The sequence below is a fragment of the Nocardia sp. NPDC004123 genome (assembly GCF_053603795.1).
The window spans coordinates 379435-398121 of sequence record NZ_JBSGGG010000002.1 but is presented as its reverse complement, the minus strand read 5'-3'; the positions used below and the strand labels follow the sequence as shown (position 1 = coordinate 398121).

The window sequence follows — 18687 nt, the reverse complement described above, 5'->3', positions numbered from 1 at the left end:
ATTCGACACGAGATGAAGGTGCGAAACATTGATTCGTCGACATGTCCGGAACGGGCGGCGCGGGCTGCGAGCCGCGGCCTTCCTTGCTGCCACAGCGGTTCTCACCGGTCTGATGACCGGCGTCGGTGGCGGCACCGCCTCCGCTGACCCGATCATCGACGGCAAGAAGCTGCTGGCCGATCCGGTCTCGGCGGATGGTTCGAAGATCACCAAGGCCGAGATGAAGGACGACCGGAACATCCGGCTCTACGTCTACTCCGCGGCCATGGGCGCCACCTACCCGGTCGACGTGCAGCGGCCCGCGGACACCTCGGTGCCGCGCCCGACCCTGTACCTGCTCAATGGCGCGGGCGGCGGTCAGGACGACGCCTCCTGGGTCAAGAAGACCAATATCGTCAACGGCTTCCTGGGCGACAAGAACGTCAATGTCGTGCAGCCCATCGGCGGCAAGTGGTCCTACTACCAGGACTGGGACAACGACGATCCGGTCCTCGGCCGCAACAAGTGGACCACCTTCTTCAGCGAGGAACTGCCCCCGCTGATCGACGCCGCCCTCGGCACCAACGGCGTCAACGCCATCGCCGGCATCTCCACCTCCGGCACCACCGTGCTCACGCTGGCCGAGGCCAAGCCGGACCTGTACAAGTCCGTCGCCGCCTACTCCGGCTGCGCCCAGATGGCCGACCCGCAGGGCCAGGAGTTCATGCGCCTGACCGTCGAGACCTGGGGCGGCGGCAAGCTCGAGAACATGTACGGCCCGGCGGATTCGCCCGAGTGGGCCCAGCACGATCCGGTCATCAACGCCGAAAAGCTGCGCGGCATCAACCTCTACATCTCCTCCGGTAGCGGTCTGCCCGGCGTGTACGACACCCTCAACGGCCAGTACGCGCTGCCCGGCGCCTACGGCCTGGCCAACCAGATCATCATCGGTGGCGTGATCGAGGCCGGCACCAACTTCTGCAGCCACAACCTGGCGAACAAGCTGAACTCGCTGGGCATCCCGGCCACCTACAACTTCCGGGCCACCGGCACCCACTCGTGGGGCTACTGGAACGACGAGTTCATCAACTCGTGGCCGGTCCTCGCCCAGGGCCTCGGTATCTGACCGAAAGTCCACGCGGACAACGCAAGACAGCCCGGCACCGGCACGGTGCCGGGCTGTTGCGCGTTATGGCTGTGGTCACAGCTTGGCAGGAGGGGCTAAACAAAAAGTTCGGGTACCCGTAAACTCGGTGTGTGAGTACCAGCCTGGCCTATCAGCGCAGCCCGTTCCAGCGAGCGCGGTCGGCCGCGGTGCTACTCGGCCCGGCCTTCGTCGCCGCCATCGCGTACGTCGATCCGGGCAATGTCGCCTCGAACATCAGCGCCGGCGCGCAGTACGGCTACCTGCTGGTGTGGGTGGTGGTCATGGCCAATGTGATGGCCGGGCTGGTCCAGTTCCTGTCCGCGAAACTCGGCCTGGTGACCGGCAAGTCGCTGCCGGAGGTGGTGCGGGAGAAGTCCGGCCGTCCGGTGCGGCTCGCGTACTGGGCGCAGGCCGAGACCGTGGCGGTGGCCACCGATCTCGCCGAGGTGGTGGGCGGGGCGATCGCGCTGAACCTGCTGTTCGGACTGCCGCTCATGATCGGCGGCATCATCACCGGCATCGTGTCGATGATCCTGCTGCTGATCCAGAATCTCCGCGGGCAGCAGCCCTTCGAGCGCGTCATCATCGGCCTGCTCGGCATCATCGCGATCGGATTCCTTGCCTCCCTGGTGTTCTCGCCGCCGTCGGCCTCGGAAGCCGTGGGCGGCCTGGTGCCCCGCTTCGACGGCTCCGGCAGCGTGCTGCTGGCCGCGGCCATGATCGGTGCGACCGTCATGCCGCACGTGGTCTACCTGCACTCCGGCATGGCCCGCGACCGGCACGGGCATCCGGAGGTGGGCGCCTCACGAAACCGGTTGCTGCGCGTCACCCGGTACGACGTCGGCCTGGCCATGCTGCTGGCGGGCACGGTGAACCTGGCTATGCTGCTGATGGCGGCCAGCACGCTGCGCGGCCGCGACGGGGTGGACACCATCGAGGGCGCGCACGCCGCGGTCCAGCAGGTGCTCGGCCCGGCGGCGGGGCTGTTGCTCGCGGTCGGCCTGCTCGCCTCGGGCCTGGCGTCCACGTCGGTAGGGGCCTATGCGGGGGCCATGATCATGCAGGGCCTGCTGGACCGGCACATTCCCCTGGCCGTGCGCCGCGTGATCACGCTGATTCCCGCCCTGGTGGTGCTCGCGCTGGGCGTCGATCCCACTCGCGCCCTGATCATTTCGCAGGTGGTGCTGTCGTTCGGCATTCCGTTCGCGCTCGTCCCGCTGGTGCGCCTCACCAGCGATGCCGGGCTCATGGGCGCGAACGTCAACCACCGCGTCACCACCGGCCTGGCCTGGCTGGTGGCCGCGGTCATCACCGCCCTGAACGTGGTGCTGATCTACCTGACCGTCGCCGGAAAGGGCTGACGCGCCACGCTATTCGGCGAAGACCGCCCGGCGCTTCTGCAGCATGGCGGCCGCGCCCTCGGCGAAATCGGCCGAGCCGAGCAGTTCGCACTGGCCGGCCTTCTCGGCGGCCAGGGCGGCGTCGAGCGAGGTCAGCGCCGCCGCATTGAGGGCGCGCTTGGTGAGCTCCAGGGCGCGGCGCGGGCCGTGCGCGAGCTTGGCAACGACCGCCTCCAGCTTGGCGTCGAGCTCCTCGTCGCCGTACACGCCCACGATCAGGCCGTGCTCCACGGCCTTTCGCGCCGGGAGCCGCTCGCCGAGCAGTGCCATCTCCGCGGCCAGCGGGCGACCGGCCGCGGCCGCCACCAGGGCCGCCGCGCCGCCGTCGGGCATCAGGCCGATATTGATGAAGGCCAGCAGCAGGTAGGCGTCCTCGGACGCGTAGGCCAGATCGGCGGCCAGCGCGAAGGCCACGCCCACCCCGGCCGCCGCGCCCTTGACCCGGGCGACCACCGGAACGGGGGAGTCGACGATCGCTTTGATCATCCGGTTGGCCACGTCCATGGTCATCTCGGGCGTGATGCCGCGTTCCTTCTCGCCCGGGGCGGCGGCCAGATCCGCGCCGGTGCAGAAGTCGCCGCCCGCTCCGGTCAGTACGATGACCCGCACGGCCGGATCCTGCGAAGCCGCGAGCACGGTATCGCCCAAACCGGCCATGGTGTCGTAGCTGAGCGCGTTCTTACGCTTGGGATTGGTGATGGTGATACGCAGTACCCGCCCGTCCTGAACCGCTGTGTACCCCGGCGTGGTCGCGATGTTCGTCATCGGGCGCTCCCCAGATATATATGCGGCAGCGATGCCGCAGACTGTGTTCGGCTTTGCGAATTGTGGTTAACTTAGGGGGGTTCGTCCGGCACTGTCAACAGCCGGTGTTCGTCGAGAAGGAGAAACTGTATGGTCGCCGATCGCAGCGAGGCAACCCTCGCTTCCGCGCGACCGGACAGTAGCTCCGGGCCATCCGACAGCGAACCCGGTCCCCGCCGCCGCCCCAAGAATCGCAAAGCCCAAATCGTGCGGGTAGCGGCCCGGGCGTTCGCCGAACGCGGCTACCACCCGGTCGGGGTGGACGAGATCGCGGCCGAGGTCGGCATCTCCGGTCCGGCACTGTACCGCCACTTCACCAATAAATACGCGCTGCTGGTGGCCGCCGCGGAAATGGGCGCACAGCAATTGCTGGATGCCGCCAAGGCCGCCGACCATCCCGAGCTGGAACCGGAACCGCGACTCACCGCGCTGATCCGCGGCATCGCCGAGTACACCATCGACGTGCGCCGCGAGGGCGGGCTGTACCGGTGGGAGCGCCGCTACCTGGAACGCGCGGACCGCGACCGCATCCGCGTCATCTACAACGAACTGCGCGCCACCCTCGCCGCCGCCATCGCCGAGCTGTACCCCGACGCGGACACCGCCGACATCGAGCTGCGCGCGGCCGCGGTACTGAGCGCCATCGGCTCCATCACCGCGCACCGCACCGCGCTGTCCACCACCCGCCTGGTCAACCTGATCACCGAGATCTGCTGGGACCTGCTGCGCTGCGACCTGCCGCCCGCGCCCGCCCCGGCCACCGGCGACCCGCTGGTGCGCGGCCTGCCCGTCATCTCCAAGCGCGAGCAGCTGCTCACCGAGGCCATCCGCATCTTCGGACGGCAGGGCTACCACGAGGCCAGCATCGAGGAGATCGGCGCCGCCGCCGGCATCAATGCCTCCAGCGTCTACCGCTACTTCGCCAGCAAGGCCGACCTGCTGGCCGCCGCCTTCCACCGCACCGGCGAACGGGTCGCCATCGGCAACAACGAGGCGCTGGCCGAGGCCATCAGCCGCGCCGACGCGGCCGTGCGGATCGCCGACCGGTTCTCCCGCATGACCTTCGCCATGCCCGAGATCCTGCCGGTCTACTTCTCCGAATTCTCGAATCTGCCCGCCTCCGAACAGCATCGGCTGCGCTCGGTGCAGCGGCAGAACGTGCTCGAATGGGCCAACCTGCTCGAGGGCGACCAGGTCGAGGCGCGCTTCCGGGTGCACGCGGCCATCGCCCAGGTCATCGATGTGGGCCGGCGCATCCGCTTCGACGGGCGTCCCGAGAACCTGGCCCGGGTGAGCGCGCTCATGCGCGCGGTGCTGCTGGGCGTGCCCGCCGCCGAATAGTCTCCGGCGGCAGCCACTTCCACCGTCAGACCCGGTGCCGCATCCGGAACAGCGCGCGGGCCACCCGCAGACGGCGCGGATGCTTCTCGAAGGTGCCCGAGGTGATCTGGTCCGGCGGATGCTTCTCGGTGATCGTCTGCGGCCGCGCGAATTCCCGCAGCGTGCGCGGATCGCGAATGCGGCCCGGCCCGTTGACCCCGTAGACCGGGGCCGCGTTGACCGTGATGAGCTCGCTGCGCAGCCGGGCCGCGAACTCCGGGACGCTGCGGGTGTCACGCGTGAAAACCGAGACGGCGCGCGGCCTTTCGGCGGCATTCACCCGATCGGCGGCCTCGTCCATGGTGGCCACCCGATTCACCACCAGCACCGGCCCGACCGCGTCCCCGGTGACCGCGGTGCTCACCTCGGGTACCTCGGTGAGCACGATCGGCTCGATATACGGTTCGCGGATCGACTCCAGGCTCCCGACCACCAGCCGCGCGCCCCGGGTGACGGCGTCGCGCACCTGGCGGCGCACCACGTCGATCTGGGCGTCCAGGATCATCGGGCCGTAGGAGGCGCGGCGATCTGCACCCGGGCGCAGCCGCCGGGCCTGATCGGCCACCAGCTCCAGGAACGGTTCGTACACCGAGTCGGCCACGTACACGCACTGCACGCCCGCGGGCTGCTGACCGGAATTGGCCATGGCGCCGTACACCGCGGCCGCCGCAGCGGTATCGAGCTTGGCGTCGACCTGGACCACCATCGACCCGCGTCCCCCCTGCTCGACGAGCAGAGGGGTGGACGCCTGCGCGGCCAGCGTGGCCACCTCCCGGGCCCCCGCGCCGGATCCGGCGTAGGCCAGCTTGTCCACGCGGGCGCGGCACAGGGCGGCGGCGGTGCCGCTGTCACCGGTGACCACCTGCAGCACAGGCTGATTCGGGGCCAGATGGTTCCAGGTGTCGGCCAGCCAGGCGCCCACGCCGGGGGTCAGCTCACTGGGTTTGAACACCACCGCATTGCCCGACGCCATCGCACCGGCGATCGAATTCATCGGTGTCAGAACGGGATTCTGCCAGGGGCCGAGCACGCCGACCACGCCCAGCGGCAGGTAGCCGACGGTGCCGCCCGCCTCGCGGCGCAGTGCGGCGCCCAGCCGGGTGGTGCGGCCCAGCGTCTTCTCCGCGTGCCGCGCAACCCAATCCAGATGTTCCACCGCCAGCGTCACCTCGATGGCCGCGTCGATGCGCGGCTTGCCGGTCTCGCTGCTGATCAGCTCGACCAGATCGCGGGTGCCGCGGGCCAGGCTGCGTTTCCAGTCCAGCAGCCAGCGTTTGCGCGCGTCGAATCCCAGTGCCGCCCACCATTGTTCGGCACTGCGTGCCGAGCGGACGGTCCGGGTGAGCTCGCCCGCGCCCATGCTGGCGTATTCGCCGACGACCTCCCCGGTCCGTGGGTCGAAGGATGTCAGCACCTTGGATCGGCGCGCATCGGCGCGCCCTGTTGCCGGCTGCGCCGACTCGGCCATGGTCAACCTCTCGTGGCCTGTGAATGTCTCTCCCCGCCAACGCCAGACTATGGTTCGAGTCGCAGATGCGACAAGGTAGCGAAATTGCCGCATACCGGCCGGTCTGCGCCTGGATCAGCAGCTATGCCGGAACCCGCTGGTTTGTGACCAAGCACACAGTTTGGAGAATGCTGCTTCGACAAAGAAACGGCCTTGTTTGGGATGCGCCGGTAACATCACGCCCGGCGGTGTGGATCATCCCGGCGGGCGGTAACGACCTATCCTCGCGGGATGTGGGATCCGCCGCACGGGGCGACATCGTTCAGCCCGACCAGCCGATAGTGGAGAGTTGATGCCCAGCTTGGACAGACCGCAACCCGGAGCACCCGATGATCCGGCCGTTTTCGTCGAAGACGTCCGTAAGTCCTTCGGCGAGGTGCACGCGCTGCAGGGGATCAGCTTCACCGCCGCCCGCGGACAGGTCCTCGGCATTCTCGGCCCCAACGGGGCGGGCAAGACCACCACGGTCAAGATCCTGTCGACCCTGCTGCGTCCCGACTCCGGCATCGCCCGCATCGCCGGGCACGACGTGCGCTCGGACCCCGCCGCGGTGCGCCGATCGATCATGATGACCGGCCAGTACGCGGCCCTCGACGAGAACCTCTCCGGTCGCGAGAACCTCGAGCTCTTCGGCCGCCTGATGGGCCTGCCGCGCAAGGCCGCCCGGCAGCGCGCCGACAATCTGCTCGAGGAATTCGACCTCACGGGCGCGGGCCGCCGCGCGGTGCGTCACTACTCCGGCGGCATGCGCCGCCGCGTCGACATCGCCTGCGGCCTGGTGGTCCGGCCCGAGGTGGTGTTTCTCGACGAACCCACCACAGGCCTGGATCCGCGCAGCCGCCAGGGCGTCTGGGATCTCGTCACCGCCCTCAAGAACCAGGGCATCACCGTCCTGCTGACCACGCAGTACCTCGAAGAGGCCGACGTGCTCAGCGACAACATCATCGTGATCGACAAGGGCACGGTCATCGCCGAGGGCACCGCCGACGCTCTCAAGGAGAAGACCGGCGGCAGCTACTGCGAGGTCGTGCCGCTGGATCCCAAACAGCTCACCACCGCCGCCGACGCGCTCGGGGACCTGGTGCCCGAGGCGGTGCGCGCGGAACTCGATGGCGGCGACCGGCTTTCGATCCCGGCCCCGGACGGCGCGGACACCCTGTCGGAGGCGCTGCGCCGGCTCGACAGCGCCGGGGTGCGACTTGCCGACATCGGGCTGCGCCGCCCCTCGCTCGACGACGTGTTCCTCACCCTCACCGGGCACTCCGGGACCAAGGAGGCGGAGGAATCGTGACGGCAGTGGAAAGCGAACGCGCCGCCGACCTCTTCGCCGGCGTGCCCCCGGCCCGGCCCAACAGCTTCGCGCAGTGGCGGGCGCTGACCGGACGCATCGTGTGGGTGATGGCCACCAAGGGCGAACTGATCGTCGCGGTGATCATCCCGCTGGTCTTCACCCTCGGCTTCTACCTGCCGCTGAAATTCGTCATGCAGGTCAAGGGCATTCACTACGAGCAGTTCGTGATGCCGATCATCGTGCTGCAGACCATGTCCTTCACCATGATGTCGAACGCGCAGCTGGCCGCGTTCGAGGCCATGACCGGACTCAACACCCGCATGCAGACCATGCCCATCGGCAAGATGGTGCCGCTGGTGTCGCGGCAGTCCGCGGGCTTCGTGCGGTCGGTGGTGTCGCTCGTCGCGGCGCTGGGCTGGGGCCACATGATCGGCTTCCGGTTCGTCGCCGGGTGGGGTCAGGCCGTGCTGTTCTGCGTGTTCTCGCTCGCGGTCGGCACCGTACTGGCCATCGGCGCGGACGGGCTCGGGTCGCTGACCAAGAGCCCCGAATCCCTCAGCCAGGCGCTGACTTTGCCGACGCTCATCTTCGGCATGCTGTCCTGCGGCTTCGTGCCCGAGTCCGGATTCCCGGCGTGGGTGCGGCCGTTCGTGCGCAATCAGCCCATCTCGCAGTTCTCCTTCGCCCTGCGGGACATGGCCGACCACGGGGTGACGTGGCAGGTGTTCTGGGTGCCACTGGTGTGGCTGGTCGGCGCGGCGGTCGTCTTCACGCCGTTCGCGGTCTGGGCGAGTGTGAGGCGGTCATGAGTACGACGACCACGGCAGAAGTGGCGGAACAGGATTCGTGGGCGGGGCATCAGCCGCTGCCGACGGTGGAACCGCGCTCCGAGCGCACGCTCGCGATCTGGGTGGAGCAGAGCTTCATCCAGTGTAAGCGGCTGCTCATCGGCTGGATGCGTGATCCCTCCACCACCATTCAGACGCTCGTGTTCCCCGCGGCCACGCTGATCATGTTTCGGATCGTGCTGGGCGACTCCATCGAACAAGCCACCGGCATGCCCGCCATCTACGGCTTCGTGCCGATGGTCATGCTGGTGGCGGCCATGTCCGGATCCATCGTGAGCGCGCTCGGCTTCAAGGCGGAGAAGGCCACCGGACTGCTCGGGCGGTTCTACACCATGCCGATCCACCGCGCCGCCGGACTCACCGGACGGCTGCTGGCCGAGGCCGTGCGCGTGCTGATCACCTCGCTGTTCGTGCTGGCGGTCGGCCTCGCGCTGGGCTTCCGGTTCTGGTACGGGCCCGCGGCTTCGATTGCCATGCTGGCCATTCCGATCCTGTTCGCCATCGGGTTCGCGGTCCTGGTGACGGCGCTGGCCACGCTCACCGAGGGCGTCATGCTGGTGGCGGTCGTCGGCATCGTGCAGACGCTGCTGATGTTCTTCAACTCCGGCTTCGTGCCGGTGTTCGCCTACCCGGTGTGGCTGCAGAAGACGGTCGAGAACCAGCCCATGAGCACCGCCATCGACGCCATGCGCGGACTGTCCTACGACGGTCCGATCGCGACACCGCTGTGGAAGACCGTGGCGTGGTCGGTCGGCATGATCGTGGTGTTCGCCTACCCCGCGATCCGCGGGTACCGGCGGGCGGCCGAGACCGGAGCCTAGACACGCCCGACCCGTTTCCCCGGGGCCGCACCGGAGTTCGAGTGGCGCGCGTCACGTTAAGGTGGGCGCCATGACTTACCTGGTTACCGGGGCAACTGGGTTCATCGGTCGATTTCTGCTTCCCGAACTCCTGAAACGCGGCGCGGACGTCCACGTCCTGGTACGCCCGGGCGAAGACTCCGTGCTGCGTTTCAACCGCTGTCTGCGCGACTGGGGCGCCGCCGACCGGGTGCGCCCGGTGCGCGGCGACCTCGGCGCGCCCGGGCTCGGCATCGACACGGGCTGGATAGCGGCGCACCGCGGTTCGATCGACCACGTCTTCCACCTGGCCGCCGGCTTCGACACCCGCAGCGCGGGCGGCGGCACCCGGCGGGTCGCCGAACTCGCGGCGGCGCTGGAAGCCGGACGGCTGCATCATGTTTCGACGGTGCGTGTCGCCGGGGCCTGGGAGGGCCTGTTCACCGAGGACATGACCGATGTCGGGCAGTTGCTGCCCACCCACTACCAGCGGGCCATGCTGCGGGCCGAACAGGACGTGCGCGGGCAGACCGCGGTGCCGTGGCGGATCTACCGGCCCGCCATCGTGATCGGCCATTCCCGCACCGGCGAGATCGACCGCATCGACGGCCCCTACTACTTCTTCCGGCTGCTGCGGATGGCCGCGCAGCTGCCCCGCATCCTGCCCGTGATCGCGCCCGAACTCGGCGAAACCAATCTGGTGCCGGTCGATTTCGTTGCCCGCGCCCTCGACCACATCGCACACCGGCCCGGCGACGCACCCGGCACCTACCACCTGGTGGATCCGCGCGAGCAGAGCGTCGCCGACGTCTTCAACCTCTTCGCCGACGAGGCCGGGGCGCCGCACCTCATCCAGGTCATGCCCAAGCAGACCCTCGACCTCACCCTGCGTGTGCCCGGCATGGGCTGGGTGTTGCGCCAGGTCGGCATCCCCATGGACGTCATCGAGGACACCGAACTGTCCTGCCGCTTCGACTTCCGCCACGCCGCGGCCGCGCTCGCCGGCACCGATATCAAGGTGCCGCCACTGGCCGCCTACGCCGCGATCGTCTGGAAGTACTGGATCGAGAACTGGGTCTGAGCCCTGCCTCGGTCCGGCGTGCTACTGCGCGGTGTCCCCGGGTAGCAGATCCTCCCCGGGTAGCAGATCCTCCCGGGGTAGCAGCAGATCCTCCCGGGGTAGCAACAGGTCGTCCAGGGGGCGCGGGCGGCCGTAATCCCAACCCACCCAGCGGTTCCGGTTCCGCCAGCCGACCAGGTCGTAGCGCCAGCGGAACGGCCGGGTGGTGCCGACCGTCATGAACAGCGCCGTGCCCAGCGCCGAGTAGTCATCGTGCGCCGACAGCAGCGCGCGCTGCTGCCGGGGCGGGCGGGTGAAGAACGCGTCGAACATGGCGATGGACTGGGCGGTCGTCAGCCGGCCCAGGCCGTACACGCCCCGCATGCGCATCCAATAGACCAGGCGCGCCTGCCACGGCCACAGCGCCTCGACCGGATCGTCGCCGCGGCGCACCGCGGCCACGGCGGCGTCCACCAGCGCCAGCGAGTCCGCCACGCAGTAACCGGTGATCGGATGCATCATGCCGCCGCGCGAGCCGAACGGAATCACCCGGCCGCGACCGGCTTTCGGCGGCAGCTCGTCGAGCGGATAGTGGGCGGCCTCGGTCGGCTCGTCGCCGCGCAGCCGAATCCCGTGCGCCGCCAGCCGATTCAGCGCGCGCCGCCGCAGCTCGTGCTGCGGCATGCCGCCGCGCAGGCCCAGGCTGGTCTCCTCGAAGATCACCGTGCCGTCCCCGAGCGGCACCGAGTACAGGAACGACGGCGGCTCGTCCGGGCCCGCACCGTTCTCGTCGCGCCAGTCCAGCAGCAGGCCCTCGCCGGCGGTCACCATCGGGGCCGCGGTGTCCTCGTCCACGAAGATGCCGTGTGCGCTGGCGGTGCGCCGGGCGCCCGGCGCGGCCTGGCCGCGGGTGTCGAACACGGTGGCGGCGCGCACCTCGGTGCCGTCGGCCAGCTCCACCCGGTGCGCCTCCACCGTGCGCGCGCGGCCCGCGATGACCGTCGCGTCGTCCAGCGGCAGCGCGTCGAACAGGCCCTGCTTGGACAGCACGCAGTAGGGCCGGGGAATCCGGTGCTCGGTGGTGGTCCACACCGCGGGCGCCTCGATACGGCTGGCAATCGCGCCGTGCCCCAGCCACTCCGGCAGCTCGTCCACCCAGCACGAGAAGGTCGGCGCCCACAGCCGTGCCGGCCGCGGATCCACCGCGACCACCCGCATACCCGCCGCCATGGCGCGATGCGCCAGCGCCCGCCCTGTGGGACCGAGCCCCACCACGCACACGTCGGCCGCCCCGCCGACCTCACGGCCACTCATACCCGCATTCAAACAGTCGCGTCCCGGGCCCGCCAGGCCGACTCCGACTTCGCACCCCCGCGCTGTGCGGCCGAATCCTCGCCGCGCGCGGCACCCCTCGGTGGTTATTGCCGCTTGCTATCGTGCGTGCCGTGGGCGACCCGGCGGATGCGACGCGGTGGGGGAGAGACGGAATGAACACCGGCAAGCGGTACTGGTGGGTGCCGCCGACCGCGTCATCGGTGCTGTTCGGGTTCGGACTGCCCGTCTACTTCGCGCTCTTCGTGCTCAGCGGGTTCGCCACCGACTCGTGCAACGGCCGCGACTCCTGCCCGAATACCTTCGGCCACCTCGACGACGCGCAGCAGCTGCTGCTGTTCGGGCTGCTCGCGGTGACCGCGCAATGGGTCGTCGCCTACTGGGCGCCGTGGGCGGTGCGCATCGTGCTGGCGGTGGTGCCGATCGGGCTGGGTCTCGCGGCCCTGGTCATGCTGATGAGTACCCCGGTCGGCCAATGAAAGAACCGGGGGCAGGGGCGGCAAGTCCATTGCAGCACAACGGACTTGCCGGCCATCGAAGGTTCGGTGTGACGGAACGGCTCACGCGGCCGGCGTCGGCGACGGCGCCGCGGGCGGGGTACCGCCGGGTGCGGCCGGCGGGGTGGCGCCGGGCGAATTCGGCGGCGTCCCATTCATATTGGCGTGCTCGCGGGCGTGAGCGATGCGGGTCGCGGCAATGGCGCCGTTGGATTCCTGACCCTGCACCATGATCTGATCGCCGACCGCGAACTGCGCGGCGGTCTCGCTCTTCGCCTTGGTGCCGAATTCCGTGGTGGAGGAGATGTTCACGGTCTCGGTGCTGCCGTCCTGCTTGGTGATCACCCAGGATCCGGAGCCTTCGCTGGTGATCTTGCCGCCGACGCCCCGGCCGCCTTGACCACCCTGGCCGTCGCCATGGTGTCCGCCGGGTTCCTGCTGCTGATTGCCGCCGCCCGCGGAGTTGTGATCGCTGGACCCGCAGGCGGCCAGGCCCAGCGTGGCCGCCAGGGCCAGCGCCGCGCCGGCCACGGAGAGGGTGACGCGACCGGGTCGGCGTCGTCCCGGAAGAGGGTGGGAACTGTCTGCGGCGGGAATTGAATCTGTCATGGCCGCAACGCTATTGACGGTGGCTGTGAGGTTCCTCGGCGTCGGCTGGTGAGTCACTTCCAGTCGGGTGTGACTACTTCGGGGTCACCCAGGTGGTGATGTCGGCGTGCACGACCTCCAGGCCCGCCCGGTCGAAGATCGACACCGGCACCACCAGATCCTGCCCCTCGGTGATCTGCGAGAAATCCGGAACCTCCGGCAACTTCGCGACCGCCCGCAGTCCCGAGTTCGCCTTCGCCAGATACTGCACGTTCATCGCCTTGGGGATCCACCGATGCGTCTCCGGCACTGTCGCCTCCGACAGCATGCCCATCGCCACCTCGGCGAGGTTGCACGCCGCGATCGCGTGGAACGTCCCCAGATGATTGTGAATCCCGAACCACTTGGGTGCGGTCACCTCGCACAGCCCCGGTTCCAGCCGCACCACGCTCGGCAGCACGGTCCCGAAATACGGCACCCGCGCCACCATCCCGAGCGAGAACAACGTGTGCCCGATCCGATTGTCGGGAAGCTTCTTCCACCCGCGATACGTAGCGGTCTCTTTGGCCATGCCCACTATCTTACTCAGAAGTAAGTTAACCGGAAGCGTGGCGTTCCCGGGGGCTGCCGAATAGGTCGGCGAATCGGTCGGGTGGCGGGTTCGGCGGTGCGAGACCGTGCGGTTGATTGTTAGCTGGGTGGGTTGCGCCGGGGGCGCGGCTGGGAGTCGGCCTCAGATCTGCCGACATCGCTCGATATTGGAGTTCTCGACATCATGCGCATTCGTACCGCGGTGGCCTCGCTCGGCATCGCAGTCGCCGTAGCCTCGTTCGGCGCCACCGCTACGGCCGGGTCGGCTTCGGCGATCACGCCGATCATCGATCCGGGCAAGGGCATCTACCTCGCCGTCATCCTGAACCAGAGCGAGACCGCGGCTCTCGCCAACAGCCCCATTCCGGGGTTCCTGGACTCCGTCCTTCCGGCGGACCAGCAGTACTTCGTGCTCGACCCGGACTCGGTCCTGCCCTGGGACGGGACCTACGTCTACGCCGACATCAGCGAGATCACCACCGAGGCCGCCATTCGGCACGGCGTCGTCGCCCTGGGCATCTACGATCCGTCCCGCAACGACGGCGCGTTCTTCCGTGTCGTCCAGGTCCTCCCCAGCCCGGTCCAGCACGGCTCGACCTTCCGCTGACCGAGTGCCCCGAGCGGCCGTCACGGGAACCCTTCCCGTGGCGGCCGCTCGGCTTCGTGCCATTCCGGCGACCCGGTGTGACCAGGGCCATCGGGTTCGCGGTGGGGAGGGGGCGATTTGAAGTGGGCTGGGGACTCGAGGCATACTGTTCGGGTTGCCCACACCGGGTTGCGTCTTTTCCGTTGGATCGGCGCTGGTCGTGGGTGAGCAAGACCCAATTTTGCACCCCGCTGGATTGCGGCGTGGGTGCGTCCGGAACAATGTTCCGAGGCTTACAGGATTTTGGTCCGGGCTGAGGAATGGGCGGCGGAGCGACACGCCCGACCGCGTGGACCGGATGAACCATGACAGATGAACAGCGGCGATGGATCGGGCCCAGGTGGCCGGTCGTGTGGTGGCTGATGCGTCTTCGTGTGTTCGGGCTGTGCAAATGAGGGTGGTGTGAGAGCGAAAGCTCTTGGACCACAACGTAAGCGGAGAAAAGGACACTCAGCGTGGCGGGACAGAAGATCCGCATCAGGCTCAAGGCCTACGACCATGAGGCGATCGACGCGTCTGCGCGCAAGATCGTCGAGACGGTGACCCGTACCGGTGCCCGCGTCGTCGGCCCGGTGCCGTTGCCCACCGAGAAGAACGTGTACTGCGTCATCCGTTCGCCGCACAAGTACAAGGACTCGCGCGAGCACTTCGAGATGCGTACGCACAAGCGGCTGATCGACATCCTCGACCCGACGCCGAAGACGGTTGACGCCCTGATGCGTATCGACCTGCCGGCCAGCGTCGACGTCAACATTCAGTGACGGGGACTTCGAATATGACTGACAACAAGAGCCGTCCGGCCGCGGGCATCCTGGGCACCAAGCTCGGCATGACCCAGGTCTTCGACGAGAAGAACCGCGTCGTTCCCGTGACCGTCGTCAAGGCGGGCCCGAACGTCGTTACCCAGATTCGCACGGTCGAGCGTGACGGCTACTCCGCCGTCCAGGTCGCCTACGGCGCCATCGACCCGCGCAAGGTGAACAAGCCGGTCTCCGGCCAGTTCACCAAGGCCAACGTCACCCCGCGCCGCCACATCGCCGAGCTCCGCCTCGCCGATGTCTCGAACCTCGAGGTCGGCCAGGAGCTCAACGCTGACGTCTTCGAAGAAGGCGCCTACGTCGACGTGACCGGCACCTCCAAGGGCAAGGGCTTCGCGGGCACCATGAAGCGCCACGGCTTCCGTGGCCAGGGTGCCTCGCACGGCGCGCAGGCCGTGCACCGTCGTCCGGGTTCCATCGGTGGTTGCTCCACCCCGGGCCGTGTCTTCAAGGGCATGCGCATGTCCGGCCGGATGGGTAACGACCGCGTCACCACGCAGAACCTCTCGGTCCACAAGGTGGATGCCGAGAACGGTCTGCTGCTGATCAAGGGCGCGATCCCGGGCCGCACCGGCGGCGTCGTGATCGTCAAGAGTGCAGTGAAGGGTGGTGCCCGGGCATGAGCACCGAGACCAAGACCAACCTGACGCTCACGGTCAAGGCCGCTGGCGGCAAGACCGAGGGCACCGTCGAGCTCCCCGCGGAGATCTTCGACGTGACCGCGAACATCGCGCTGATGCACCAGGTCGTCGTGGCCCAGCAGGCCGCGGCTCGCCAGGGCACGCACGCCACCAAGACCCGCGGCATGGTCCGCGGTGGTGGCAAGAAGCCGTACCGCCAGAAGGGCACCGGCCGTGCGCGCCAGGGTTCGACCCGTGCGCCGCAGTTCGCCGGCGGTGGCACCGTCCACGGCCCGCAGCCGCGTGACTACACCCAGCGCCTGCCCAAGAAGATGAAGGTCGCCGCGCTGCGTGGCGCTCTGTCGGACCGGGCTCGCAACGAGCGCATCCACGTGATCACCGAACTGGTTGCGGGACAGACCCCGTCGACCAAGTCGGCCAAGTCCTTCCTCGCCGAGCTGTCGGAGCGGAAGAACATCCTGGTCGTCGTCGGCCGTGAAGATGTCACCGCGTGGAAGAGCGTGGCGAACCTGCAGGGCGTGCACCCGATCGCCCCGGACCAGCTGAACACCTACGACGTTCTCAAGAGCGACGAAATCGTGTTCTCGGTCGAGGCGCTCAACGCCTTCGTGCACGGCCCCGCCGAAGCTGCACAGGAGGAGAGCAAGTGACCACCATCGCCGATCCCCGCGACATCCTGCTCGCGCCGGTGATCTCCGAGAAGTCCTACGGACTGATCGAAGAGGGCACCTACACCTTCCTGGTGCACCCGGACTCGAACAAGACGCAGATCAAGATCGCCGTTGAGAAGGTTTTCGGTGTGAAGGTCACGAGCGTCAACACCGCCAACCGTCAGGGCAAGCGCAAGCGGACCCGCTTCGGTTACGGCAAGCGCAAGGACACCAAGCGCGCGCTCGTGACCATCTCGGCCGACAGCAAGCCCATCGAGATCTTCGGAGGCCCGGTCGCGTAAGCGGCTGGAGCTCCAGAAAGCAGAGAAGAACTCATGGCAATCCGTAAGTACAAGCCGACAACCCCGGGCCGCCGCGGTGCCTCGGTCTCGGACTTCGCCGAGATCACCCGCGCGACCCCCGAGAAGTCGCTGCTGCGTCCGCTCACCAAGACCGGTGGCCGTAACGCGCAGGGCCGCATCACCACTCGTCACAAGGGTGGCGGCCACAAGCGCGCCTACCGTCTGATCGACTTCCGTCGACTGGACAAGGACGGCATCCCGGCCAAGGTCGCGCACATCGAGTACGACCCCAACCGCACCGCCAACATCGCGCTGCTGCACTTCGCCGACGGCGAGAAGCGCTACATCATCGCGCCCAAGGGCATCGCCCAGGGCACGAAGATCGAGTCGGGCGCCGGCGCGGACATCAAGCCGGGCAACAACCTGCCGCTGCGCTCCATCCCGACCGGTACCACCGTCCACGCGGTGGAGCTGCGTCCGGGCGGCGGCGCCAAGCTGGCTCGTGCCGCGGGCATGTCCATCCAGCTGCTGGGTAAGGAAGGCGCCTACGCCGTCCTGCGTATGCCCTCCGGTGAGATCCGTCGCGTCGACGTGCGCTGCCGCGCCACCATCGGCGAGGTCGGCAACGCCGAGCAGTCGAACATCAACTGGGGTAAGGCCGGCCGTATGCGGTGGAAGGGCGTTCGCCCGACCGTCCGTGGTGTGGTCATGAACCCGGTCGACCACCCGCACGGTGGTGGTGAGGGTAAGACCTCCGGTGGTCGCCACCCGGTCTCCCCGTGGGGTAAGCCCGAGGGCCGCACCCGTAAGCCCAACCGTCCCAGCGACAAGCTCATCGTCCGCCGCCGCGGCAAGAAGCGTTAAGGAGGAGGTTAGACATGCCACGCAGCCTGAAGAAGGGCCCGTTCGTCGACGAACACCTCCTCAAGAAGGTGGACGTCCAGAACGAGAAGGGCACGAAGCAGGTCATCAAGACCTGGTCGCGTCGTTCCACCATCATCCCGGATTTCATCGGCCACACGTTCTCGGTCCACGACGGCCGCAAGCACGTGCCGGTGTTCGTGTCCGAGAACATGGTTGGACACAAGCTCGGTGAATTCGCGCCGACCCGCACGTTCAAGAGCCACGTCAAGGAAGATCGGAAGAGCAAGCGGCGATGAGCACTGAAACTCAGAACCCGACCGCGCGCGCGACCGCCAAGCACGTTCGCGTGACGCCGATGAAGGCCCGCCGAGTCGTGGACCTGGTCCGTGGCCGCCGTGTCGAGGATGCGCTGAACATCCTGAAGTTCGCGCCGCAGGCCGCGAGCGAGCCGGTCGCCAAGGTGGTGGCCTCGGCCGCCGCCAACGCGGAGAACAACCTCGGCCTGAACCCGGCCACGCTGGTCATCTCGACCGCGTACGTCGACGAGGGCGCGACCATGAAGCGTTTCCAGCCGCGTGCCCAGGGCCGCGCGTTCCGGATCCGCAAGCGCACCAGCCACATCACCATCGAGGTCGAGAGCGTGCCCACCGCCGGCGCTGCCACTCGTAGCCGCCGGAAGGGAGGGGCAAAGTAAATGGGACAGAAGATCAATCCCCATGGCTTCCGCCTCGGTATCACCACCGACTGGAAGTCGCGTTGGTACGCGGACAAGCAGTACGCGGACTACGTGAAGGAAGACGTCGCGATCCGCAAGCTCCTCGCCACCGGCATGGAGCGGGCCGGCATCTCGAAGGTCGAGATCGAGCGCACTCGTGACCGCGTGCGTGTGGACATCCACACCGCGCGCCCGGGCATCGTGATCGGCCGTCGTGGCGCCGAGGCCGACCGCATTCGCGCCGAGCTGGAGAAGCTCACCAAGAAGCAGGTTCAGCTGAACATCCTCGAGGTCAAGAACCCCGAGTCGGATGCGCAGCTGGTTGCCCAGGGTGTGGCCGAGCAGCTCTCGAACCGTGTGGCGTTCCGTCGCGCGATGCGCAAGGCCATCCAGTCGGCCATGCGTTCGCCGAACGTCAAGGGCATCCGTGTGCAGTGCTCCGGCCGTCTCGGCGGCGCGGAAATGTCGCGCTCGGAGTTCTACCGTGAGGGTCGGGTGCCGCTGCACACGCTGCGCGCCGACATCGACTACGGCCTGTACGAGGCGAAGACCACCTTCGGCCGCATCGGCGTGAAGGTCTGGATCTACAAGGGCGACATCGTCGGCGGCAAGCGTGAGGTCACCGCGGTGGCCCCGTCCGGCCGCGAGCGTGACGACCGCCCGCGTCGCGAGCGTCCGAGCCGTCCCCGTCGCAGCGGAGCCCAGGGCACCACCGCGACCAGCACTGAGGCCGGGCGTGCCGCGACTGCTGTCGCGGAGGCTCCGGCAGAGAACCAGGAGGGCTGACC

Annotated in this window: 22 protein-coding genes; 17 read left to right on the top strand and 5 right to left on the bottom strand. The window is 68.5% G+C overall.

All coding sequences use genetic code 11. The annotated features are described in order from the left end of the window. Window positions 1-112: 112 nt before the first annotated feature. Window positions 113-1105 carry an alpha/beta hydrolase gene (locus ACWEQQ_RS04145; protein WP_452343525.1) on the top strand — a complete coding sequence of 331 codons (993 nt, stop codon included), beginning with the start codon at window positions 113-115 and terminating at the stop codon, window positions 1103-1105. Between the two features lie 131 nt (window positions 1106-1236). After that, window positions 1237-2487, top strand: a complete 1251-nt coding sequence (locus tag ACWEQQ_RS04140; RefSeq protein WP_452347049.1) for an Nramp family divalent metal transporter — start codon at window positions 1237-1239, stop codon at window positions 2485-2487. 9 nt (window positions 2488-2496) lie between these two features. Here the strand turns inward: ACWEQQ_RS04140 and ACWEQQ_RS04135 are convergent, their stop codons facing one another. Then, entirely contained in the window at window positions 2497-3291 is a 795-nt protein-coding gene (locus ACWEQQ_RS04135; RefSeq protein ID WP_452343517.1) for an enoyl-CoA hydratase-related protein, read from the bottom strand. A gap of 129 nt (window positions 3292-3420) precedes the next feature. Here ACWEQQ_RS04135 and ACWEQQ_RS04130 point away from each other — a divergent pair, with 129 nt between their 5' ends. After that, a complete protein-coding gene (locus tag ACWEQQ_RS04130; RefSeq protein ID WP_452343516.1) occupies window positions 3421-4671 on the top strand; it encodes a TetR/AcrR family transcriptional regulator in 1251 nt (416 codons plus the stop codon). Window positions 4672-4696: 25 nt separating this feature from the next. Here the strand turns inward: ACWEQQ_RS04130 and ACWEQQ_RS04125 are convergent, their stop codons facing one another. Then, on the bottom strand, window positions 4697-6178 hold the full coding sequence (locus ACWEQQ_RS04125) for an aldehyde dehydrogenase family protein (RefSeq protein WP_452343515.1): 1482 nt from the start codon (window positions 6176-6178) through the stop codon (window positions 4697-4699). Window positions 6179-6509: 331 nt separating this feature from the next. On the opposite strand from ACWEQQ_RS04125, the gene ACWEQQ_RS04120 reads away from it, so the two are divergent. From ACWEQQ_RS04120 to ACWEQQ_RS04105, 4 genes are all read left to right on the top strand, one after another. After that, window positions 6510-7508 (top strand): ATP-binding cassette domain-containing protein, encoded by a 999-nt coding sequence (locus tag ACWEQQ_RS04120; protein ID WP_452343514.1) that lies wholly within the window; start codon window positions 6510-6512, stop codon window positions 7506-7508. Next, window positions 7505-8317: an ABC transporter permease gene (locus ACWEQQ_RS04115; protein ID WP_452347048.1), complete on the top strand. Its 813-nt coding sequence runs from the start codon at window positions 7505-7507 to the stop codon at window positions 8315-8317. The genes ACWEQQ_RS04120 and ACWEQQ_RS04115 overlap by 4 nt, the downstream gene beginning before the upstream one ends. Next, window positions 8314-9177: an ABC transporter permease gene (locus tag ACWEQQ_RS04110; RefSeq protein ID WP_452347047.1), complete on the top strand. Its 864-nt coding sequence runs from the start codon at window positions 8314-8316 to the stop codon at window positions 9175-9177. Before ACWEQQ_RS04115 ends, ACWEQQ_RS04110 begins: the two co-directional genes overlap by 4 nt. A gap of 70 nt (window positions 9178-9247) precedes the next feature. Then, window positions 9248-10276, top strand: coding sequence for an SDR family oxidoreductase (locus ACWEQQ_RS04105; RefSeq protein WP_452347046.1), 1029 nt, complete (start codon window positions 9248-9250; stop codon window positions 10274-10276). 21 nt (window positions 10277-10297) lie between these two features. On the opposite strand, the gene ACWEQQ_RS04100 is transcribed toward ACWEQQ_RS04105, so the two are convergent. Then, a complete protein-coding gene (locus tag ACWEQQ_RS04100) occupies window positions 10298-11569 on the bottom strand; it encodes a lycopene cyclase family protein (RefSeq protein WP_452347045.1) in 1272 nt (423 codons plus the stop codon). A 173-nt stretch (window positions 11570-11742) separates the two neighbouring features. On the opposite strand from ACWEQQ_RS04100, the gene ACWEQQ_RS04095 reads away from it, so the two are divergent. Beyond that, window positions 11743-12066 carry a hypothetical protein gene (locus ACWEQQ_RS04095; protein ID WP_452343509.1) on the top strand — a complete coding sequence of 108 codons (324 nt, stop codon included), beginning with the start codon at window positions 11743-11745 and terminating at the stop codon, window positions 12064-12066. A gap of 81 nt (window positions 12067-12147) precedes the next feature. Here ACWEQQ_RS04095 and ACWEQQ_RS04090 read toward each other — a convergent pair whose 3' ends face one another. Both ACWEQQ_RS04090 and ACWEQQ_RS04085 read right to left on the bottom strand, forming a co-directional pair. Continuing rightward, entirely contained in the window at window positions 12148-12693 is a 546-nt protein-coding gene (locus tag ACWEQQ_RS04090) for a hypothetical protein (protein ID WP_452347044.1), read from the bottom strand. A 73-nt stretch (window positions 12694-12766) separates the two neighbouring features. Further along, a complete protein-coding gene (locus ACWEQQ_RS04085) occupies window positions 12767-13243 on the bottom strand; it encodes a hotdog fold domain-containing protein (RefSeq protein ID WP_379381504.1) in 477 nt (158 codons plus the stop codon). 204 nt (window positions 13244-13447) lie between these two features. Between ACWEQQ_RS04085 and ACWEQQ_RS04080 the strand changes: the two genes are divergently transcribed. From ACWEQQ_RS04080 to rpsC, 9 genes are all read left to right on the top strand, one after another. Then, the gene (locus ACWEQQ_RS04080) at window positions 13448-13870 is read left to right on the top strand and encodes a hypothetical protein (protein ID WP_452347043.1); all 423 of its coding nucleotides are present in this window, start codon (window positions 13448-13450) and stop codon (window positions 13868-13870) included. Window positions 13871-14364: 494 nt separating this feature from the next. Continuing rightward, on the top strand, window positions 14365-14670 hold the full coding sequence (gene rpsJ / locus ACWEQQ_RS04075; RefSeq protein ID WP_003938093.1) for a 30S ribosomal protein S10: 306 nt from the start codon (window positions 14365-14367) through the stop codon (window positions 14668-14670). Between the two features lie 14 nt (window positions 14671-14684). Next, the gene (rplC, locus tag ACWEQQ_RS04070; protein ID WP_452343506.1) at window positions 14685-15350 is read left to right on the top strand and encodes a 50S ribosomal protein L3; all 666 of its coding nucleotides are present in this window, start codon (window positions 14685-14687) and stop codon (window positions 15348-15350) included. Further along, window positions 15347-16018, top strand: a complete 672-nt coding sequence (gene rplD, locus ACWEQQ_RS04065; RefSeq protein WP_379381510.1) for a 50S ribosomal protein L4 — start codon at window positions 15347-15349, stop codon at window positions 16016-16018. The genes rplC and rplD overlap by 4 nt, the downstream gene beginning before the upstream one ends. Then, window positions 16015-16320 (top strand): 50S ribosomal protein L23, encoded by a 306-nt coding sequence (gene rplW, locus ACWEQQ_RS04060; RefSeq protein WP_014981657.1) that lies wholly within the window; start codon window positions 16015-16017, stop codon window positions 16318-16320. The genes rplD and rplW overlap by 4 nt, the downstream gene beginning before the upstream one ends. A gap of 33 nt (window positions 16321-16353) precedes the next feature. Beyond that, window positions 16354-17184 carry a 50S ribosomal protein L2 gene (gene rplB, locus ACWEQQ_RS04055; RefSeq protein WP_452343505.1) on the top strand — a complete coding sequence of 277 codons (831 nt, stop codon included), beginning with the start codon at window positions 16354-16356 and terminating at the stop codon, window positions 17182-17184. Window positions 17185-17198: 14 nt separating this feature from the next. After that, window positions 17199-17480: a 30S ribosomal protein S19 gene (gene rpsS / locus ACWEQQ_RS04050; RefSeq protein WP_019931198.1), complete on the top strand. Its 282-nt coding sequence runs from the start codon at window positions 17199-17201 to the stop codon at window positions 17478-17480. After that, window positions 17477-17878, top strand: a complete 402-nt coding sequence (gene rplV, locus ACWEQQ_RS04045) for a 50S ribosomal protein L22 (RefSeq protein ID WP_040855202.1) — start codon at window positions 17477-17479, stop codon at window positions 17876-17878. The genes rpsS and rplV overlap by 4 nt, the downstream gene beginning before the upstream one ends. Then, entirely contained in the window at window positions 17879-18685 is an 807-nt protein-coding gene (gene rpsC, locus ACWEQQ_RS04040) for a 30S ribosomal protein S3 (RefSeq protein ID WP_354830580.1), read from the top strand. Window positions 18686-18687 lie beyond the last annotated feature (2 nt).